Annotated in this window: 11 protein-coding genes and 1 tRNA gene (1 of these 12 only partly in view); 6 read left to right on the forward strand and 6 right to left on the reverse strand. The window is 35.6% G+C overall.

Annotated features, from left to right (window positions below; translation table 11 throughout):
* Window positions 1–200 precede the first annotated feature (200 nt).
* From RM520_RS12615 to RM520_RS12625, 3 genes are all read left to right on the forward strand, one after another.
* A complete protein-coding gene (locus RM520_RS12615; protein WP_311388236.1) occupies window positions 201–3,359 on the forward strand; it encodes a SusC/RagA family TonB-linked outer membrane protein in 3,159 nt (1,052 codons plus the stop codon).
* Between the two features lie 4 nt (window positions 3,360–3,363).
* Window positions 3,364–5,052 (forward strand): RagB/SusD family nutrient uptake outer membrane protein, encoded by a 1,689-nt coding sequence (locus tag RM520_RS12620; RefSeq protein WP_311388237.1) that lies wholly within the window; start codon window positions 3,364–3,366, stop codon window positions 5,050–5,052.
* A gap of 127 nt (window positions 5,053–5,179) precedes the next feature.
* Window positions 5,180–8,500, forward strand: coding sequence for a VCBS repeat-containing protein (locus RM520_RS12625; RefSeq protein ID WP_311388238.1), 3,321 nt, complete (start codon window positions 5,180–5,182; stop codon window positions 8,498–8,500).
* A 58-nt stretch (window positions 8,501–8,558) separates the two neighbouring features.
* On the opposite strand, the gene RM520_RS12630 is transcribed toward RM520_RS12625, so the two are convergent.
* The 6 genes from RM520_RS12630 to nhaD form a co-directional block, all read right to left on the reverse strand.
* Window positions 8,559–8,633, reverse strand: a tRNA-Val gene (locus RM520_RS12630).
* Between the two features lie 75 nt (window positions 8,634–8,708).
* Window positions 8,709–9,920 carry a bifunctional folylpolyglutamate synthase/dihydrofolate synthase gene (locus tag RM520_RS12635; RefSeq protein ID WP_311386038.1) on the reverse strand — a complete coding sequence of 404 codons (1,212 nt, stop codon included), beginning with the start codon at window positions 9,918–9,920 and terminating at the stop codon, window positions 8,709–8,711.
* Entirely contained in the window at window positions 9,920–10,822 is a 903-nt protein-coding gene (locus RM520_RS12640) for an energy transducer TonB (RefSeq protein ID WP_311386039.1), read from the reverse strand. The genes RM520_RS12635 and RM520_RS12640 overlap by 1 nt, the downstream gene beginning before the upstream one ends.
* A 165-nt stretch (window positions 10,823–10,987) precedes the next feature.
* The gene (locus RM520_RS12645) at window positions 10,988–11,374 is read right to left on the reverse strand and encodes an ExbD/TolR family protein (protein WP_311386040.1); all 387 of its coding nucleotides are present in this window, start codon (window positions 11,372–11,374) and stop codon (window positions 10,988–10,990) included.
* Between the two features lie 9 nt (window positions 11,375–11,383).
* Window positions 11,384–12,076, reverse strand: coding sequence for a MotA/TolQ/ExbB proton channel family protein (locus tag RM520_RS12650; RefSeq protein WP_311386041.1), 693 nt, complete (start codon window positions 12,074–12,076; stop codon window positions 11,384–11,386).
* 56 nt (window positions 12,077–12,132) lie between these two features.
* Window positions 12,133–13,461, reverse strand: coding sequence for a sodium:proton antiporter NhaD (gene nhaD, locus RM520_RS12655; protein ID WP_311386042.1), 1,329 nt, complete (start codon window positions 13,459–13,461; stop codon window positions 12,133–12,135).
* Between the two features lie 220 nt (window positions 13,462–13,681).
* Here nhaD and RM520_RS12660 point away from each other — a divergent pair, with 220 nt between their 5' ends.
* The 3 genes from RM520_RS12660 to RM520_RS12670 all read left to right on the forward strand — a co-directional run.
* Entirely contained in the window at window positions 13,682–14,824 is a 1,143-nt protein-coding gene (locus tag RM520_RS12660; RefSeq protein ID WP_311386043.1) for an acyl-CoA dehydrogenase, read from the forward strand.
* Window positions 14,825–15,128: 304 nt separating this feature from the next.
* Complete coding sequence (gene gltB, locus RM520_RS12665; RefSeq protein WP_311388239.1) at window positions 15,129–19,634, forward strand: glutamate synthase large subunit; 4,506 nt, start codon at window positions 15,129–15,131, stop codon at window positions 19,632–19,634.
* A gap of 10 nt (window positions 19,635–19,644) precedes the next feature.
* Window positions 19,645–20,973, forward strand: partial view of a glutamate synthase subunit beta gene (locus RM520_RS12670; protein ID WP_311388240.1) — the 5' portion only. Its footprint extends 138 nt past the window's final position; the window shows 1,329 of its 1,467 coding nt (coding positions 1–1,329); its start codon is at window positions 19,645–19,647; its stop codon lies beyond the right edge, outside the window.

The raw sequence follows: 20,973 nt of genomic DNA on the forward strand, positions 1-20,973 counted from the left end.
TTTAATATTCTCATTTTCAGATGTTTAGATTTAATTTAACACTAAATTTACTTTATTTAATAATAGTATAAGAGAATGATAATATAGTACAAGTTTTGTGCTACTAGTTTATATAATTTTATCAATTATGCAATGTGGACTCCTATTTCAGGATAAGCGAGCTGAACTATTTAACATAACTTAATTAATAACTCATGATTATGAAACAATCAAATGAACTTGGCCTATTTGCAAGGAGAACCAAGACCATGACATTGTTTAAAGCAGCCCAAGGGTTAGCTTTAGCTTTATTTATGGCTTTTGGAACTCAAGCAGTTCAGGCAAACAATTTTAATTTAGAAGAGTTAATTGCTTTTCAATCAACAGTGACCGGTACAGTTACTGATTCAGATGGAGCGCCGCTGCCTGGCGCCAACGTCATTGTACAAGGAACATCTAATGGTACACAAACTGATTTTGATGGTAACTACACTATTGATGCTGATGCTAATGCTACTTTAGTTTTTAGCTATGTGGGTTTCGCTACGCAAGAAATTTCAATCAACGGACAAAGCACTATAGATGTTAGCATGACAGAAGATGCTAATCAACTTTCTGAAGTTGTTGTCTTAGGTTATTCTTCACAAACAAGAGGGGATTTAACGGGATCTGTTGCCTCTGTTGATGTTTCAGAAGCAACTAAACAACCTTTAGTCAATGCTGCTGAAGCTTTAGAAGGTAGAGTTACTGGTGTAACAGTAACCAACACCGGATCACCTGGTGCGGCTCCGAAAATTGTGATACGTGGTTTCGGTACTAGCAACAATACAAACCCATTATATATTATTGATGGCGTTCAAACGGATAATGCCAATATCCTTAATAGTATTAACCCCGCGGATATTGATCAGATAAACGTTTTAAAAGATGGTGCTGCAGCAATTTATGGTGCAAGAGCATCCAATGGGGTTGTAATTATTACTACAAAGGGTGGTGGTTATAATCAAGAAAAGCCAATCGTTTCTTTTGATATGTACACTGGTTTTTCAAGAGCTAATAACACTCCTGATTTACTAAATGCTCAGCAACATGGTGACATGATTTTTCAAAGTCTATCAAATGATGGGGCTACAGTAACTCATCCTCAATACGGTAGTGGAGCAACAGCGGTTGTACCATCTTCATTGATTGATTATAGTAGAGTGGTTTCTTATGACCCTATTACTAGAGCGCCAAGAGGTGCTACAGTTGCTCCTGGAGGAACTGATTGGATTGACGCTATAAGCCAAGACGGAGCTACACAAAATGTAGCTGTTTCAGTTTCAAACGGTGGAGAAACTGGTAGATACTTTTTATCTGCTAACTATCTGAACAGAGAAGGTATTCAATTAGCTACTGGTTTTAAACAAGGAACTACTAGATTAAATTCTGAGTTTAAGATTGGAGACAAAGTGACTATTGGAGAGCATATGAACATATCGTTTTCTAATCAAGCTAACAATACTAGTCGTGTAAACGATGCCTTGAGAATGAGTCCAATTATACCTGTTTACGATGATGAAGGTGATTTCACAGGTACTGGGGGACCAGGCTTAAGCAACACAAGAAGCCCAGTTGCTCAATTACTTAGAGCAAGTGATGACTATAATAAAATCTTAAGAGCTTTTGGGGATATCTATTTAGCTGCGGAAATTTACGAAGGTCTAACATTTAAAACTACGTTTAGTGGAAATGTTGAATCATTCAACCAAAGAAGATTTCAAGCTTTAGATCCTGAACATATTGAGCCTTTAAGTACGAATACATTATTCGAACAAAGCATTCAAAACTTTAACTGGACTTGGAATAACACATTGAACTACAGCAAAATATTTGGTGATCATAACTTAAATGTTTTAGTTGGTTTAGAAGCAGTTGAAGAAGGTAGTAAAGGAAATCAAATCAGTAGAAACGGTTTTCTGTTTGAAACACCAGATTTCTATTTACTAAACAATGGTAGCGGAACACCAAACGTTGATTTTGCCTTTGACGGAGAGAATTCTTTATTCTCAATCTTCGGAACAGCAAATTACTCTTTTGCTGGTAAATATTTTGCTACAGTAACTGTGCGTAATGATAAGTCATCTCGTTTCCTTGGAGATAATCAAAGTCAAACCTTCCCATCATTCAGTGCTGGTTGGTTAATTAGTGATGAAGATTTCTTTCCAAAAGACGGTTTCGTAAGCAGATTGAAGTTAAAAGGATCTTGGGGACAATTAGGTAATCAAACTTTACCTGCCAATAACCCAACTATTAACATCTCATCACTGAATGAGCAATTAGCAAATTATTCGTTGAATGGAAGTACAATTTCTACTGGAGCAATTTTAGCTACGGTTGGTAATCCTAATTTGAAATGGGAAACTTCTCAAACAACAAACTTTGGTATTGAAGCTGGTTTGTTTGATAATGAAGCATTCATTTCATTTGAAGTATTTGATATTGATACAAAAGACTTAATTACAAGAAACAATAGTTTAATCAGTACAACAGCTATTGACGCTACTGCTCCACTTGTAAATCTTGGTGATATTCAAAATACAGGTTTTGATTTAGGTATCGGTTATAACCATTCTACAGATTACGGTTTAAACTATGGTATTCAAGCAAATATTTCTAAATATAAGAATGAGGTAAAAAGCCTTATTAGTGATTTCCAAGTTGGTAGAACTGACTTAAGAGGTGGTGCTGTTACTAGAACTCAAGTAGGTAGAGCAATTTCTGAGTACTACGGTCGCGAAGTAACTGGTTTTGATGACAATGGTAGATTTACTTACAGAGATGTAAATGGTGACGGAGTAATTGATGACGAAAATGACAGAACGTTTATTGGTTCACCTCATCCAGATTTTACTTATGGTATTAATCTTAGTGCAGACTACAAAGGTTTTGATATAAGCATGTTCTTTTCAGGATCTCAAGGTAATGACGTATATAACTATGAAAAAATCTTTACTGATTTTCCAACGTTCTTTAATGGTAACAGAAGTGCAAGAGTCTTAGATTCTTGGACACCTTCTAATACCAACGCTACTTTACCTGCTTTAAGCCAAACTATTCAAAATGCAGAGACACAACCTAATTCTTATTTCGTTGAGGACGCATCCTTTTTAAGAATGAAGAATCTACAAATAGGGTATACATTTCCAGAAAATATTGCAAGTACTTTAGGAATGACCAATTTAAGGTTATATGTTCAGGGTACGAACTTATTTACTATTACTGGTTATGAAGGTTTTGATCCTGAAGTCATCTCAAATGACAACTTGTCTTTAGGAGTTGATTTTGGCAATTTCCCGTTAGCCCAAATATTTACAGTTGGTATTAACACAAAATTCTAAAAAAATGAAAAAGAAGTTTATTTATTGTTTTACACTATTAGCCTTAATAATTGGCTGTAGTGACGATTTTACAGACAAACCTGCGGTTGGTGCACTGAGTGATGCTGCATTAGCTAATGAACAAGGTGTAGACCTATTATTGGTCGGAGCCTATTCAGCGCTGGATGGAATTCGAAATAATCAAGGTGCAGCTGACTGGACTGTAAGTGGAGACAACTGGTGGTTTGATGTTATTGCTGATGATGCTCATAAAGGTAGTACAGATGGTGACCAAGCTGATTTATTTTTAATTGAAACTTATGATTGGACTAGTGCTAATCCATATTTCTTTGGAAAATGGAACGGATTATTTGCAGGAGTGAATAGAGCAAATGCTGTTATTTCTTTAATCGCTTCTTTAGAAGATGGAGATTTTAGTTCTCAGCTTGCACAAGCTCGTTTTTTAAGAGGTCATTTTAATTTTGAACTTCAAAAAATATTCGGAAATGTTCCTTACATCTCTGAAGAAAATTTTGCAGCCACAGAATTCAATCAACCTAATCCAGGAGCAATTTGGGAACAAATTGAGGCTGACTTTCAATATGCAGTTGATAACTTACCTGCATCTCAAGCTGATATAGGTAGACCTAATTCTTGGACTGCCAAAGCCTTTTTAGGTAAAGCCCATTTGTTTCAATCTGATTGGAGTGCTGCATTAAGCTTACTTCAAGATGTAATCAATAATGGACCTTATGCTCTGAACGCAGAATTTCTTGACAATTTTAGCCTTGCTGGTGATAATAGTTCAGAATCAGTATTTGCAATTCAATATACTACTGACTCAGGTCAATCATTTAATGGTAACAGAGGTGGAACATTAAACTTTCCAAACCCTGGTCCTTTTGGATCATGTTGTGGTTTTTACCAACCTTCTCAAGATTTAGTAAATGCATATCAAGTTGATGCTGGTGGGTTACCACTATTAGATACGTTTAATCAAAATGATGTTGCCAATGACTATGGAGTTGAAAGCGCAGATGCTTTTACTCCTGAAGCTGGTTTATTAGACCCGAGATTAGACTATACTGTTGGTCGTAGAGGAATAGATTATAATAACTATGGTGCAATGGTTGGTAAAGACTGGATTAGAGCAAGTTTTGCTGATATTTCTGGACCTTATCTACCTAAAAAGAATGTATACCAAGCTGGTGAATCTGGAAATCAAGGAACTGGTGCTTGGGGACAACAACACTCGGGTATTAATTATCATATCATGAGATATGCTGATGTTTTACTTATGGCTGCTGAAGCTGCTGTTGAAACAGGTGATTTAGGTACTGCACTTAATTACGTCAACGAGGTTAGAAATAGAGCTAAAAATATGACATACGTTCAAAACGAAGCTGGCGATGCTAATGCAGCTAATTACTTAGTTGAACCATATGCTTCTTTCGGTGATGCTGACACTGCAAGAAAAGCCGTTCGCTTTGAAAGAAGACTAGAGTTAGCTATGGAAGGACATCGTGTTTTTGACCTCAGAAGATGGGGCAATACTGTTGAAATCTTAAATGCTTATGTTCAAAGTGAAGCAAGAACCATTGAAAATTTTGGTCAAAAAGCAAATAGCTATAGTGCGAATTTGGATTTATTACCAATTCCATTAACAGCAATTGATTTAAGTGGTGGTGCACTAACACAAAATCCAGGATTTTAAAAATTAAGTTTAGTTGAGTTTTATTAGTTTAAGTTAAGCTGCAACGGACAGGGCATTTCATAAGTGCCCTGTTTTTTTTTGCTTATCACTTTACATCTTTTTAAATTTATATCTACAAAAACCTGCTATGAAATTACGCTTTCATCAATTCTTTATTTTCTCATTAATTCTATTGTTGCTAAACAATTGCAGTGATGAAAAGGACAAAATCGTTAGTTCCGAAAATGCTATTTTTAATAAATTAAACCATAAAAAAACTGGCATTGATTTTTCGAACAATCTCCAAGAAAATGACTCCTTAAACTATTTTACTTATGCCTATGTTTATATGGGCGGAGGTGTTTCTGCAGGAGACATAAATAACGACGGGTTGACTGACCTATATTTCACCGGAAACATGGTCCCCAACAAACTATTTTTAAACAAAGGAAATCTACAGTTTGAAGACATTTCAGAAACCGCCGGTGTTCAAGGTGATTCAAGATGGTATACAGGTACCACTATGAACGATGTTAACAATGATGGGTTTTTAGATATTTATGTATCAGTTGGTGGAAAATATGGGCCTAAGGAAAATCAACTATTCATCAATAATGGAGATAACACCTTTAGTGAACAAGCAGAAAACTATAATATCGCAGACCCAAGCAATAGCGTTCAATCTACCTTTTTTGATTATGATTTAGATGGAGATTTAGATTTATATGTGGCTAATTATCCACCAACTCCATTTAATGCCCCAAACTATTTTTATGCCTTTAAACAAAAGTTTCCTAAAGAACTTGAAACTGATCGTCTTTTTAGAAATGATGGCAATACATTTACAGATGTAACTGAAGTAGTAGGTATAAAGACCTTTGGACTTTCTCTTAGTGCAACCATCGGAGATCTAAACCAAGATGGATGGCCTGATATCTATGTATCCAATGATTTTAGCACTCCAGACTATTATTTTTCAAATAATCAAGACGGGACTTTTTCTGAAGTTTCACGATTATCTATGAAGAACACCTCTTTTTATGGGATGGGCGTAGATATAGCAGATTTTAACAATGATCAATTACTCGACATTCTTCAAGTTGATATGACTGCGCAAATTAACCGAAGAGCTAAAGCTAACATGGCTAGTATGAATCCTGATTTGTTTTGGAGTACAGTCAATTCTGGGTTCAATTACCAATATATGCAGAATAGTCTTCAATTGAATAATGGAAATCTTTTGGACTCCATACCTGATTTTAGTAATATCTCAAGAATTGCTGGAGTTTCTTCAACAGATTGGAGTTGGGGACCGTTAATTGCTGATTTAGACAATGATGGATGGAAAGACATATTTATATCAAACGGTACAAGACGTGAAATTAACAACAGAGACTTCTTTTTGGAAATTGAAAAGAAAGGACTTCCAAAAGATAGTACACTACAAAAAACATTGGCCATACCCTCCGAAAAAATAGATAACTACGCCTTAAAAAATAATAAAGACCTCACTTTTAGTAAAATGAATTCTGAATGGGGCATTGAGCATAAAGGCTTTTCTAACGGCAGTATTTATGTAGATTTAGATAATGATGGCGACCTTGAGATAATCACTAATAACATTGATGATTTTGCCACTGTTTTTGAAAACAAAAGTGCTACGAGTAACAATCACCTCACCTTGTCTTTTAAAGGAACTAAAACCAATAAATTTGGAATTGGCACCAAAACAACTCTTTATGCGAAAGATTTAACACAATACCAAGAGATGACACTGACAAGAGGTTTTCAGTCATCAGTCGCACCAAAAATCCATTTTGGACTTGGAGAAATTACTCAAATTGATTCCGTTCAAGTTGTTTGGCCTGATGGACAAATCCAAATTTTAAAAGATTTAGCCAGTAATCAACTAATCCAAGTTGACTATTCGAATTCAAATAAAACCCAAGAATTAAATCAAAAGAATGTAAATAAGCTATTTAAAACAGTAAACGATAAAGCGACAATTGCAGAACACAGGCATATTGAGAATCTATACAATGATTTTCAAGAAGAAATTTTATTACCTCATCAAACTTCCATGTTTGGGCCTAATATCGCAGCAGGAGATTTAAATGGTGACAAAAAAGAAGATTTAATCATAGGAGGCTCAGCCCAAAACATTACAAGCATATATCTACAAACTCAAGATGGTTTTAAAAAATCTGACACCGACGCTTTTAGATTAGATAGTGCTTCCGAGGATATGGGAATCCACATTTTTGATGCAGAAAATGATGGAGACAATGATATTTATATTGTTAGCGGCGGTAATGAATTTGCGCCAAACTCAAAAGAACTTCAAGATAGACTATATATTAATAATGGGAGTGGAACATTCTCAAAGTCCAAATCAGCCTTACCTGAAATGATTACAAGTGGCTCTAGAGTGCATAGTCATGATTTTGACAAAGATGGAGATTTAGATTTATTTGTTGCGGGAAGACTCGTACCCGGTAATTATCCCTCACCTGCTAATAGTTATATATTAGAAAATGTAAGCTCTAGTAAGGGTATAAAATTCGTAAACGCCACAAATAAAATTGCTCCGTTTTTAGAAAAAATGGGGATGGTAACAGATGCCCTTTGGACTGATTTTGATAATGATGGTTGGACCGATTTAATTCTAACCGGGGAATGGATGCCAATAACTGTGTTGAAAAATGATGGAGGGTATTTTAAAAATGTTTCTGAACAAGTTAAAACAAACGACTCTCGTGGATGGTGGTTTAGTATAGAAGAGGGTGATTTTGATAATGATGGGGATAAAGATTATTTGGTAGGTAATTTAGGATTAAACTATAAATACAAAGCCAATGAAAAAGAAACCTTCGATATTTATTTTAATGACTTTGACAACAATAGTACCAATGACATTGTATTGAGTTATTACAATGAAGGAGAACAATTTCCGGTTAGAGGAAGAGAATGTACCTCTCAACAAATGCCGGGAATAAAAGAAAAGTTTAAAGACTACGAGTCTTTCTCAAATGCAACCTTAAACGACGTTTACGCGAAAGACGTCCTTGAAGAATCGTTGCATTATCAGGTGAAATCATTTGCAAGTGTTTATATGGAGAATAAAAACGGAACGTTTGTTTTACATAAACTGCCAAATTTAGCGCAATTGTCGTCTATCAATCAGATTGAAATTGAAGACTTTGATAAAGACGGTAACTTAGATGCTTTGGTTGTCGGAAATCTCTACAGCTCAGAAGTTGAAACACCTCGTAATGATGCTAGTAATGGTTTGTTTTTAAAAGGTGGTGGCAATGGAGGTTTTGAACCAATAACCGCGTTAGAAAGTGGCTTCTACGCTCCAAGTGACGTAAAAGACATGTCTAAGATTACTATAAAAGGCAAAGAGTATTTTGTGATTGCTAAGAATTCTGATTACTTGCAATTCGTTGAAATAATTAAGAAAGAATAAACTAAAGGAATTATCTAGAAAAGAAAAATCCCGATACTAAAGCATCGGGATTTTTTTGTGGGCGCTGAGGGATTCGAACCCCCGACCCCCTCGGTGTAAACGAGGTGCTCTGAACCAACTGAGCTAAGCGCCCTAATTTGATTTCTCAATTAAGGAGTGCAAATATAGCACCATTTTTTCTTTACCTAAAACAAATCCGAAGAAAAAATTAAACTACTTCTGCTACAACAAAAGTACTACCTCCGATATATATAAAATCTCCATTTTCAGCCGCTTCTTTTGCGCTTTTGTATCCTTTCTTGACAGAGCCAAAAGATTTTCCTTTTAGTTTAAAAGATTCAGCAACATGTTTTAATTTTTTCTCGCATAGTCCCCTTGGAACATTAGGCTTCACAAAATAATAACAAGCATCAACCGGAAAAAGAGGCAATATTTGACCTAAATCTTTATCCTTAACAACCCCAAGGACAATATGTAGTGTATTAAATTTCTCATTTGAAATTTGTTTCAATACTAATTGTAGTCCTTCTTTATTATGAGCCGTATCACACACGACCATTGGTTCTTCTTGAATTTTTTGCCACCTACCTAACAAACCTGTATTCGGTACAACCTTTCTTAATCCATTCTGTATATCTACCTCTTCAATTTCAAATCCTCTTAAATTCTTTAATGTGGCTAGAACACCACTAATGTTTCTTTGCTGGTATTTTCCAAGTAAATCAGTTTGGTATACCACTTTTTCCTCCTTATCCGCAAAAGTAATTCTAGATTTCAATTGAGTGGCTATGAGCTTAAAAATCAACTCCAATTCCGATTGAGTTTCACTTATTACAACGGGTACTTTTCTTTTAATAATCCCCGCTTTTTCTAAAGCGATTTTCTCAATAGTATCACCTAAAATATCAACATGATCCAAACCTATATTTGTGATTAAAGAAACTTCAGGAGTAATAATATTTGTAGAATCTAATCGCCCTCCTAAACCAACTTCAATAATTGCAATATCAACTTTTTCTTTTGCAAAAAAATCGAAGGCCATGCCTACAGTCATTTCAAAAAAAGAGAGTTGATGGTATTTTAAATAGGTATCGTTGTTTTGAATAAAGTCTACAACAAATTTCTTGCTGATTTTTTGTCCATTAATTTTTATCCGTTCCCTAAAATCCTTTAAATGAGGTGACGTATAAAGACCAACCTTATAGCCTGCTTCTTGTAAAATAGAAGCTAACATATGACAGCTCGAACCTTTACCATTAGTTCCTGCTACATGAATACTTTTAAATTTTTTCTCAGGTTTGTTTAATTGAAAAGAGAAGTTTTCAATATTATCCAACTTATTTTTCAATGCTGAAACCCCTTTCTGCTGGTACATTGGAAGTTGGGCAAACATCCAATTTACAGTCTCTTTATAGGTCACTACTGTCCTAGTTTAAAATTAACCACTACAAAACCTATTTGTTGAGAAGGAGCGTTTGAATCTAAATTCCATTTGTGCATAAAAGCCGTCTTTCTTGCAGGTTCTAGCAAACAAGGAGCGCTATTTGTGGTACCTTTCACGCCTGGTGTTGCTTTGATAACTTTACCATTTCTATCAACAATTATTTTAACCACAACCCTACCGTCTTCATTACATTCTTGTTGTACTTTTCCTTTAGTAACCAGAGAACGCCCACTTAAACCATAACCTCCAGTTCCTGTTCCACTGCCAGGAGCCCCATAATAAGTTGTTGCGTAAGGGTTTCCATCAGGTTGTCCTTTATCTCCAGCTTTATCATCATTACCTTCGCTACCTGAAGCCGTACCATCAGATTTTCCAATACCGCCCATCATAGCATCTAATTTCTTCTTTTTTGCTTCTTGCTCTTTTTTTAGGCGTTCCTCTGCATCTCTTCTTTCTTGTGCTTTTCTTTGTGCTTCAGCTTTTACTTTTGCAGCCTCGGCGTCAGCTTTTCTCTTTGCCTCCTTCTGCTGTCTTATTCTTATAGATTCTTCGCTCTCTTGGGTTAAAACCTTTTCTGTTGGCTGCTCTTTTACAACTTCATCAACAACTTCTTCAACTTCTTCTTCAACTTCTTCTTGAATTTGCTCAGCTTCAGCTGGGGGCTCAGGAATATCTAAAGGTTCTGACTTAATTTTTTCTTGTGGCTGTTGTTCACCGCTACCAAATTCCATTGTTCCAAAATTCACAGCAATACCGCTCTCTTCAGGTGGGTCTAAATAAGTAAGACCAATATAAAAAAGCAAAAGAAGGAGTACACTTAACAACAATGTTGTTAGTGTAAAGGATTTTTTCTTGTGTCTCGTATCTAAAAAGGACATTTGTCAATTTAGTTTTAAAATCTCGAATCGCTAATTTGTTATATTTCTGCTGATTTTCTAAAAATCAGAATCAATCATTAGCTTAAGTCTAAATAATCTTTGTAAGAGAACTGTGAACGAAAAAGAAAATTGATTTACTATTGCCGACTCAACGCTTGATGAGCATTATTTGGGTCTAACTGCCAAAATAACCTTATAATTATTTCTGTTGGCAATATCCATTACGTTTACAGCTTCTTTAATAGCCACGCTTTCTTCTGCTCTAAGAATAATTGTAGGTTTTTCTTGACCTTCAAGTGCTTTTCTTAATTCAATTTCAATGTATTCTCCGTTAATCTGCTCGTTATTGACATAATACTTCAAATTCTTGTCAATAGTTACTGATACATTTTGTGTGTTCGTTGATTTACCTTTTGCTTTTGGTAGTAGTAAATCCAATGCGTTAGGCGCATTAGAGGTCAGCATAAAAAAGACTAACAATAGAAAAACTATATCTGTCATTGACGACATACTAAAGTCAGGGCTTACCTTGTTTCTTCCTTTAAGTTTCATAAATCTTTTCTAGATTGGTTCATTTAAAAGATCTAAAAACTCAACAGCGTTAGCCTCCATTTTATGTACAATCTTATCTGTTCTATTGACCAAATGATTATATCCTATATAAGCAATAATACCTACAATCAAGCCCGCTACTGTGGTAGTCATTGCGGTATAAATACCTGATGCTAATGAACCCATTTCTGCTTGGCCTCCACTGCTCGCCATTTGATGGAAAGCTAAAATCATACCAATAACAGTACCTAAGAAACCTATCATCGGTGCAGCACCAGCAACAGTTGCTAGGATATTTACATTCTTCTCTAATTTATAAACTTCGAGAGTACCTGCGTTTTCAATTGCAGTATTGATATCATCTAATGGCTTACCAATTCTTGAAACTCCTTTTTCCGTGAGTCTAGCAACCGGTGAATCCGTCTGAGCGCATAACAATTTTGCAGCATCTAACTTACCACCCATAACATGGTCGCGTATTTGATTCATGAAGTTTTTATCAATCTTTGAAGCGGAATTTAGTGCAAATGTTCTTTCAAAATAGATATAAAGTGCAACGAACAAAAGCACAAAAAGTATAACGACAATTATAGTACTTGCAGCACCTCCGTTTAAGATTAAATCTACTACGGATAAAGTCTTTTCTTCGGATATAGATTCAGCTAAATCTTCAGAAGTTATTTGGTCTTGAAATAAAATCATAAGTGGTCCCCAATTTTTATTGTCTTTATAACGGGGATTTCCTTAGAAAATTATATCTAAAAAATAAAATCACGCATGGCAATAAAGACTACTGCTCCAGAAACGAAACCAACGAAGGCCAACCATGCAATTTTCTTTAAGTACCAGAAAAAATCTATTTTCTCCATCCCCATAGCAACTACACCAGCAGCGGATCCTATAATTAACATACTACCACCAGTTCCTGCGGAATAAGCTATGAAATGCCATAAAGGATTATCACCTGTCTCGGAGAACATACCAATACTTGCCGCAACCAGAGGCACGTTATCTATGACCGCAGATCCAATACCTAATAACATTACTACGATATCTGTTTGAGGAATGGCCTCGTTTAAACTTTCGGCATAATTAAATAAAATACCTAAAGACTCTAAGGCTGCAACTGCGAGTAGAATTCCTAAAAAGAAAAGGATACTAGGCAACTCAATTTTAGTAAGTGCCGAGTGCACTGGACTATGATGAGCAGCTTCATGATGTTCGTCATTAATAGCCGAACTAATACTGAATTTTGCATTACTATAAATTTCGGCAAATGTGGCTACAATTGCTAAAGATAACATCATACCTACGTAAGGTGGTAAATGGGTAATTGTTTTAAAAAATGGCACAAAAACAATTGCTCCTAACCCTAAATAAAGCATGGTAGAACCGTACTTAGATTTTGAACCACCTGCATTTTCATCTATCTCAACTTCACCACTAAAAACCTTAAAACGACTAGCAATAACTGTGGGAACAATCATACATACAATTGAGGGAACCAATACACGCATTACTAATGAACCGGCCTCTACTTTACCTGCAATCCATAACATGGTAGTGGTCACATCACCAATTGGTGACCACGCACCACCCGCATTAGCATTTATTATTATCAAGCCCGCAAACCACAAGCGCGTTTCACGGTCTTTAATTACTTTTTGTAAGATGGTAATCAAAACAATTGTTGCCGTTAAATTGTCTATGATAGCCGAAAGAATAAAGGCCAAAATTGAAAAAATCCAAAGTAACTTTCGTTTACTCCTTGTCTTTATATAACCTTTGATGGCGGCAAATCCGTCAAAATAGTCAATGATTTCAACTATTGTCATTGCTCCCAAAAGAAAAACTAAAATCTCTGCCGTTTTACCTAAATGATGGAGTAGGATTTCATCAATATGAGTTGGTACTAACTTTTTAAGTTCCGCATTTACTTCAAACACGTCCATATGCGTAAGCGCAATTACAGCCCATAAAATGGCCATCATCGCCAAAGCAGGAATCAATTTATCTATTTTGAGATTGTGTTCTAAGGTAATAGCCAGATATCCAGCCAGAAAGACAATAATTACTATAGTTTCCATTAATTAGTTGGTTTTGTAGATATGTTAATTATTTCTTGAAAATCAAAATTTCATATATCAATTTCAAGATAAGTTAAATATAGGAATTGGAAAAAAGAACTCCCAATGTGAGCCCTAATTTTTCACTTATTAAATAATTCTTGTATTTTATCCAAAAACCTTAAAGAATTCATACTCAAAACGTATCTTTGAGCAAATTTTTTATCTTATTCTCAGCATTATGGACTTTACCCTTTCAGAAGAGCAGTTAATGATACAAGAAGCGGCAAGAGACTTTGCTCAAAACGAATTGTTACCAGGAATTATTGAACGCGATGATGCTCAAAAATTTCCAGCTGAACAAGTGAAAAAAATGGGTGAACTTGGTTTTCTTGGAATGATGGTGGATTCCAAATATGGAGGGAGTGGATTAGATACCCTATCATATGTTTTAGTTATGGAAGAGCTTTCTAAAATTGACGCTTCATCATCTGTAATTGCTTCTGTAAATAACTCTCTAGTTTGTTGGGGGTTAGAAACTTTTGGAAATGACCATCAGAAAGAAAAATACCTTACAAGACTTGCTTCTGGTGAAATTATTGGAGCCTTCTGTCTTTCAGAACCTGAAGCTGGTAGTGATGCAACTTCTCAAAAAACAACGGCAATTGACAAAGGAGACCATTACATCATTAATGGCACAAAAAATTGGATTACCAACGGAAACTCGGCGGAAGTATACTTAGTTATTGCACAAACAGATGTCGAAAAAGGTCATAAAGGCATCAATGCCATAATTGTTGAAAAAGGAATGGAAGGTTTTGAAATAGGGCCTAAGGAAAACAAATTAGGTATTAGAAGCAGCGATACGCATTCATTACTTTTCAATGATGTCAAGGTACCAAAAGAAAATAGAATTGGTGATGATGGTTTTGGATTCAAATTCGCAATGAAAACATTAGCCGGAGGAAGAATCGGTATTGCCGCGCAGGCACTTGGCATTGCAGCTGGTGCTTATGAACTAGCTTTAAAATATTCCAAGGAACGTAAGGCTTTTGGAACTGAAATTGCAAATCATCAAGCTATTGCTTTTAAACTAGCCGATATGCATACCAAAATTCAAGCTGCGAGACATTTGGTATATAAAGCAGCTTGGGATAAAGACAATAATAAAAATTATGATTTGTCTGGAGCCATGGCTAAATTATATGCTGCGGAAACCGCAATGGAAGTTGCCGTGGAAGCTGTTCAAATTCATGGAGGTAATGGCTTTGTCAAAGACTATCATGTAGAACGTTTAATGCGCGATGCTAAGATTACTCAGATTTATGAAGGCACCTCAGAAATTCAAAAAATTGTTATTTCTCGAAGTATCTTAAAAGATTAAATATCAACACCCCCTAAAAAGAGGGGGTTCTTTTTAATAATTCTATATTATAACAAATCCAACGGGGTTATTTAGAGTACTCTACTTCTCTATTATTCTCATTTCAGTTCAGCCACGGATTCGATTTAGCGTTAGCTCTTATTTTTACTTTCAAATTATCATTTTCGCAATTTAGCATGCTCTTAATTTTGAATTTGAATAATATTTAGTAATCAATTCTAGTACTTGATGATTATGCAGAATTTACTTTAAAACCGTGAATTTAATTTATCAATTATGATATTTTTGAAGAAATACCATAATGATGAAGCCAGAAAAACAAGGATTATATTTACCTGAATTTGAACATGATAATTGTGGAGCAGGCTTCATTTGTAGTCTTCAAGGAAAAAAGTCAAATGATATTATTCATAAGGCCCTTGAGATTTTGGATAAACTAGAACACAGAGGCGCTGTAAGTTCTGATGGTAAAACTGGTGATGGGGCTGGTATTCTCATAGACATTCCGCATGATTTTTTTGAGAACACTTGTGAATTTGAATTACCTCAAGCAGGAAATTATGCCACTGGTAATGTTTTTCTTCCTCAAAAAGAAAATCAGCGCGATTTCTGCATAAAAACGTTTGAAGAAAATATCGAGAAGCAAGGTCTAACCTTATTAGGATGGCGTAAGGTACCTGTAAATAAATCGGTTCCAGGTCGTATAGCTGCTGAAACCGAACCCTTTGTAAAACAAGTTTTCATTGGAAAAGGCGATACCATAGATGATTTTCAATTTAACTTAAAACTTTTTATTGCTAGAAAGGTAACGGAACATGAAATCAACATTTCTAAATTATCTCAAAGTCAATTCTTTTATATTCCAAGTCTTTCACAAAAAATTATAATTTTTAAAGGCTTATTAGTGCCAACTGATATTAGTAGGTATTATGAAGATTTATTAGACCCTAGAGTGGTCACTAGGCTTGCTTTAGTACACCAACGTTTTTCTACTAATACATTTCCAACTTGGGATTTAGCTCAACCATTCCGATATATGTGCCATAATGGTGAAATAAATACTTTAAGAGGTAATGTTGCACGAATGCACTCAAGAGAAGAACTTTTAAAAAGTGATTGGTTTGGTGATGAAATCAAAAACATCATTCCAACAGTTCTGCCGGGTAAGTCTGATTCCGCCAGCATGGATATGGTAGTTGAACTTTTATTGATGACAGGACGTTCGTTACCTGAAGTAATGATGATGCTAGTTCCTGAAGCATGGGAGAAGAATACTGAAATGTCTGAATCCAAAAGGGCATTTTACGAATATAATTCTTGTTTGATGGAACCATGGGATGGACCTGCATCTATTCCTTTTACTGATGGTAATTATATCGGTGCCGTTTTAGACAGAAATGGTTTACGTCCGAGTCGATACTCAGTTACTAAAAAAGGATATGTGATCATGTCTTCTGAAACAGGTGTTGTAGACATCATGCCTAAAGATATTGAATACCACGGGAGATTAGAACCTGGAAAAATGTTTTTGGTTAACATGGAAGAGGGTCGAATCATCAATGATGAAGAGGTTAAAGAAGCTATTGCTGCCAAACATCCTTATAAGAAATGGTTAAAGAACAACCTAGTACATTTAAAGGAGATACCATACAATGACTGTCCAGTTTTCTATGGTGAGTTTCCATTAGAGACAAGAAGAGCTGCTTTTGGTTATACCCAAGAAGATATCAATACCATTATCATGCCTATGGCAGCAAATGGCAAAGAACCTATTGGCTCAATGGGTGCAGATACTCCAATAGCAGTGCTTTCTGAACGCCCGCAACTCATATATAATTATTTTAAGCAGTTATTCGCTCAAGTCACTAACCCGCCCCTTGACGGTATTCGTGAAGAATTGATAACTGATATTAGTTTAACACTCGGTAGTGACCACAATATTTTTGAGTTTAGTGAAGAACATTGTCGTAAACTTAAAATTCAAAACCCGGTAATTTCTAAGGAAGATTTAGATAAAATCAAAAACTATGATGTTAGCCCAGATTATAAGGTAACTTCTATTTCAACATTGTACGAAATATCAAAAGGTCATAACGGTCTTGAAGAAGCCTTAAATTCCATTTTGAATCAGGCTTCAAAAGCTGTTGATGAAGGAACTAATATCATTATTCTTTCTGATCGTATGGTAAGCTTAGAAATGGCTGCTATTCCAGCTTTGTTGTCGTGTTCTTTTGTGAATAGTGGTTTGAGAAAGCTCGGAAAAAGATCACGATTAAGCATTATTGTTGAGTCGGCTGAGCCTAGAGAAGTTCACCATTTTGCATTGCTTTTTGGATTCGGTGCCAGCGCTATTAATCCATACTTAGTGAATGAAATAATAGGCGAACAAATTCAAGAGAATACTATCACAGAATACACTTTTGATGATGCCATTAAAAACTACAATAAGGCCGTAGGAAAAGGTATTTTAAAAGTGATGAATAAAATTGGGATATCTACCTTAAACTCTTATCGTGGTTCTCAATTATTTGAATGTATTGGTATTAACACCAAAGTAGTTGACCAATATTTCCCTAATACACCAACTAGAATTCAAGGTATAGGTCTTTACGAGATTGAAAAAGAGATTGCTAAAAGACATGGTAAAGCCTTTAAACGTAAAAAAGTTGATGGAAGTTTAGAGCTTGAAATGGGTGGAGAATATAGATGGAGACGTGATGGAGAAAAACACATGTTCAATCCATTAAGCGTTGCTAAACTACAGAAAGCAGTTCGTAACAATGAAAAAACGACTTACAAAGAATACTCATCATTGGTTAATGAGCAGTCTAAGAATCTAATGACTATTAGGGGCTTATTCGAATTTTCTAACTATGACCCTATTCCTTTGGAAGAAGTAGAACCATGGACGGCCATAGTAAAAAGATTTAAAACTGGAGCAATGTCTTATGGAAGTATCAGTAAAGAGGCCCATGAGAATTTAGCTATTGCCATGAACCGTATTGGAGGTAAAAGCAACTCTGGTGAAGGTGGAGAAGATGCAGAACGGTTTTATAAAAATCAATCGGGTGATTGGCGTAATAGTGCAATTAAACAGGTAGCTTCTGGTCGTTTTGGAGTTACTTCAAACTACTTGACCAATGCCCAAGAGATTCAAATAAAAATGGCGCAGGGTGCTAAACCAGGTGAAGGAGGACAATTACCTGGCCCTAAAGTAAATCCTGATATTGCCAAAACTAGAAATTCAACCCCATATGTTGGTTTAATTTCACCACCACCACATCATGATATTTACTCAATTGAAGATTTGTCTCAGTTAATTTTTGATTTAAAATCTGCAAATCGAGAAGCTAGAGTGAATGTTAAATTAGTATCAGAGGTAGGTGTAGGCACAGTCGCAGCTGGAGTGGCCAAGGCAAAGGCAGATGTTGTTCTCATTTCTGGATTTGATGGCGGTACTGGTGCCTCACCGCTTACCTCTTTAAAACACGCTGGACTACCATGGGAATTAGGTATTGCAGAAGCACAACAGACCTTAGTACTAAATGATTTAAGAAACCGAATTGTTTTAGAGTGTGATGGACAATTAAAAACCGGAAGAGATGTGGCTGTTGCTTGCCTTTTAGGAGCCGAAGAGTTTGGTTTTGCCACCGCTCCATTAGTAGCTTCAGGTTGCATAATGATGCGCGTGTGTCATCTAAACACATGCCCTGTTGGTATTGCTACTCAAAACCCAGAATTACGTAAAAAATTCAAAGGTAAACCTGAACATGTAGTCAATTACATGTACTTCGTTGCGCAAGAGTTACGCGAGATAATGGCAAAACTGGGCTTTAGAACTATTGATGAAATGGTTGGTCAAGTTCAAAAACTAGATAGAAAAAAAGCAATTGACCATTATAAGTCGGCCGGAATTGACTTAACACCAATTCTATATCAAGTTGATGTACCCGAAGGAACCAAATTTTATAATACTGAAGACCAAATTCATAACATTGAAAAATCAATTGAATTTGAAATTATAGCAAAGGCTCATCCGTCATTATTTAGAAAGGAAAAAACATCCTTGGATTTTGAAATTAAAAATACTGATAGGGCTGTTGGTGCAATAATTAGTAATGAAATATCCAAGATATACGGTGCCGAGGGTTTACCGGAAAATACCTTAAAACTTAATTTTTCTGGTTCGGCAGGTCAGAGTTTTGGTGCCTTTGCTACAAAAGGCTTAACCATGGTTGTAAACGGAAATACCAATGATTACTTAGGAAAAGGCCTTTCTGGGGCTAAGCTTATAGTAAAAGTACCTTATAAATCGACTTTAAAACCTGAAGAAAATGTAATAACAGGTAACGTAACGCTTTATGGGGCGACATCAGGTGAAGCCTATATCAACGGAAAAGCCGGTGAAAGATTCTGTGTTAGAAACTCAGGTGCAAGAGCTGTGGTTGAAGGTATTGGTGATCATGGTTGTGAATATATGACGGGAGGCGTTGCTGTAATTCTCGGAGAAGTTGGCAGAAACTTTGGTGCTGGAATGAGTGGAGGTATTGCCTATGTTTTTGATAGGAATAAAACCTTCAAAAATAAATGTAATTCTGAATCTTTAAATCTACTAAAAGTAGAAGAAGATAACGATATCAAAGAACTTCGTCAACTAATAGAAAATCATTACAATGCAACAATTAGTCCTCTAGCGCAACATATATTGGAGAACTGGGAAGCTTGTTTGCCAAAATTTGTTAAGGTTTTCCCAGAAGAATACAGGCAAGCATTGGTAAGGCTAGAAAAAGAAAAAATAGAGACTTTATAATTTTTGGAGGATGGGTAAGACGACAGGATTTTTAGAATTTGAAAGAAAGGACGAAGGCTATAAGCCAGTAAAGAAAAGAATTCAAAATTATAAAGAGTTCACTAAACCTTTGAAAGAAGATGAGCTGAAAAATCAAGGTGCAAGATGTATGGATTGCGGTATACCTTTCTGTCATAGCGGTTGCCCATTAGGTAATCTTATTCCAGATTTCAATGATGCTGTATATCAAGGAAAATGGGAAAAAGCGACTAAAATCCTACACTCGACTAATAATTTTCCTGAATTTACTGGAAGATTATGCCCAGCACCTTGCGAAGAAGCATGTGTTTTAGGTATTAATGAAGATCCTGTTTCAATTGAAAACATTGAAAAAAATATTGTTGAAACCGCATTCAAAAATAATTGGATAATTGCCAACCCACCCCTAAACAGAACGAATAAAAAAATAGCCATTATAGGCTCTGGCCCTGCAGGCTTAGCGGCGGCTCAACAATTAAATCGAGCCGGACATATAGTAACTGTTTTTGAAAGAGATGAAAAACCTGGAGGGCTTTTAAGATATGGTATTCCAGATTTTAAAATGGAGAAAAATGTTATCGACCGAAGACTTAAAGTTTTAGAAGACGAGGGAATTCTATTCAAGACAGGTATTCATGTTGGCGTTGATATTAAAGCAGATGATTTAAAAATAGAATTTGATGCAGTAGTTCTTTGCGGAGGAGCAACTATAAGAAGACCTTTGCCGATAGAAGGTTCAGAATTAAAAGGCGTTGTTCAAGCCATGGATTTTCTTCCACAGAACAATCGAAGGGTAGATGGTATCAAAGACCTTGGAGAAGAAATTCTTGCTACAGATAAAGATGTTGTCGTAATTGGTGGTGGCGACACCGGTTCTGACTGCATAGGAACATCAATCCGCCAAGGTGCCAAATCAGTTTCTAATTTTGAAATTATGCCCATGGCAACAGAGAATCGACCAACTAACCAGCCTTGGCCATTTTGGCCAATGCGTTTAAGAACGAGTTCTTCGCATAAAGAAGGTGCCGAAAGATATTTCAGTATTTCAACCAAAAGATTTATAGGTAATAAAGAAGGAGAATTAAAAGGTCTTATTACTTCTGAAGTAGAATGGGAAATGGTTCCAGGTCAAAGACCTGTATTAAAAGAAGTTCCAAATTCAGAGAAAGAATGGAAATGTGAACTCGCTTTATTGGCTATGGGTTTTACCGGTTCCGAAACAACTTTAGCTGACCAATTCGGCCTTGAAATAGATGCTCGAACAAATATAAAAGCTTCAGAAAAAAATTATAAAACTAATATTGATAGCGTTTTTGTGGCC

The sequence above is a fragment of the Croceitalea vernalis genome (assembly GCF_031846405.1).
GTDB lineage: Bacteria > Bacteroidota > Bacteroidia > Flavobacteriales > Flavobacteriaceae > Croceitalea > Croceitalea vernalis.

Excerpts from the sequence above, each read along its gene's own strand:
- RM520_RS12615 (WP_311388236.1), top strand. The coding sequence starts at position 201 with ATGAAACAATCAAATGAACTTGGCCTATTTGCAAGGAGAACCAAGACC.
- RM520_RS12620 (WP_311388237.1), top strand. The coding sequence starts at position 3,364 with ATGAAAAAGAAGTTTATTTATTGTTTTACACTATTAGCCTTAATAATT.
- RM520_RS12625 (WP_311388238.1), top strand. The coding sequence starts at position 5,180 with ATGAAATTACGCTTTCATCAATTCTTTATTTTCTCATTAATTCTATTG.
- RM520_RS12640 (WP_311386039.1), bottom strand. The coding sequence starts at position 10,822 with ATGTCCTTTTTAGATACGAGACACAAGAAAAAATCCTTTACACTAACA.
- RM520_RS12645 (WP_311386040.1), bottom strand. The coding sequence starts at position 11,374 with ATGAAACTTAAAGGAAGAAACAAGGTAAGCCCTGACTTTAGTATGTCG.
- RM520_RS12650 (WP_311386041.1), bottom strand. The coding sequence starts at position 12,076 with ATGATTTTATTTCAAGACCAAATAACTTCTGAAGATTTAGCTGAATCT.
- nhaD (WP_311386042.1), bottom strand. The coding sequence starts at position 13,461 with ATGGAAACTATAGTAATTATTGTCTTTCTGGCTGGATATCTGGCTATT.
- RM520_RS12660 (WP_311386043.1), top strand. The coding sequence starts at position 13,682 with ATGGACTTTACCCTTTCAGAAGAGCAGTTAATGATACAAGAAGCGGCA.
- gltB (WP_311388239.1), top strand. The coding sequence starts at position 15,129 with ATGAAGCCAGAAAAACAAGGATTATATTTACCTGAATTTGAACATGAT.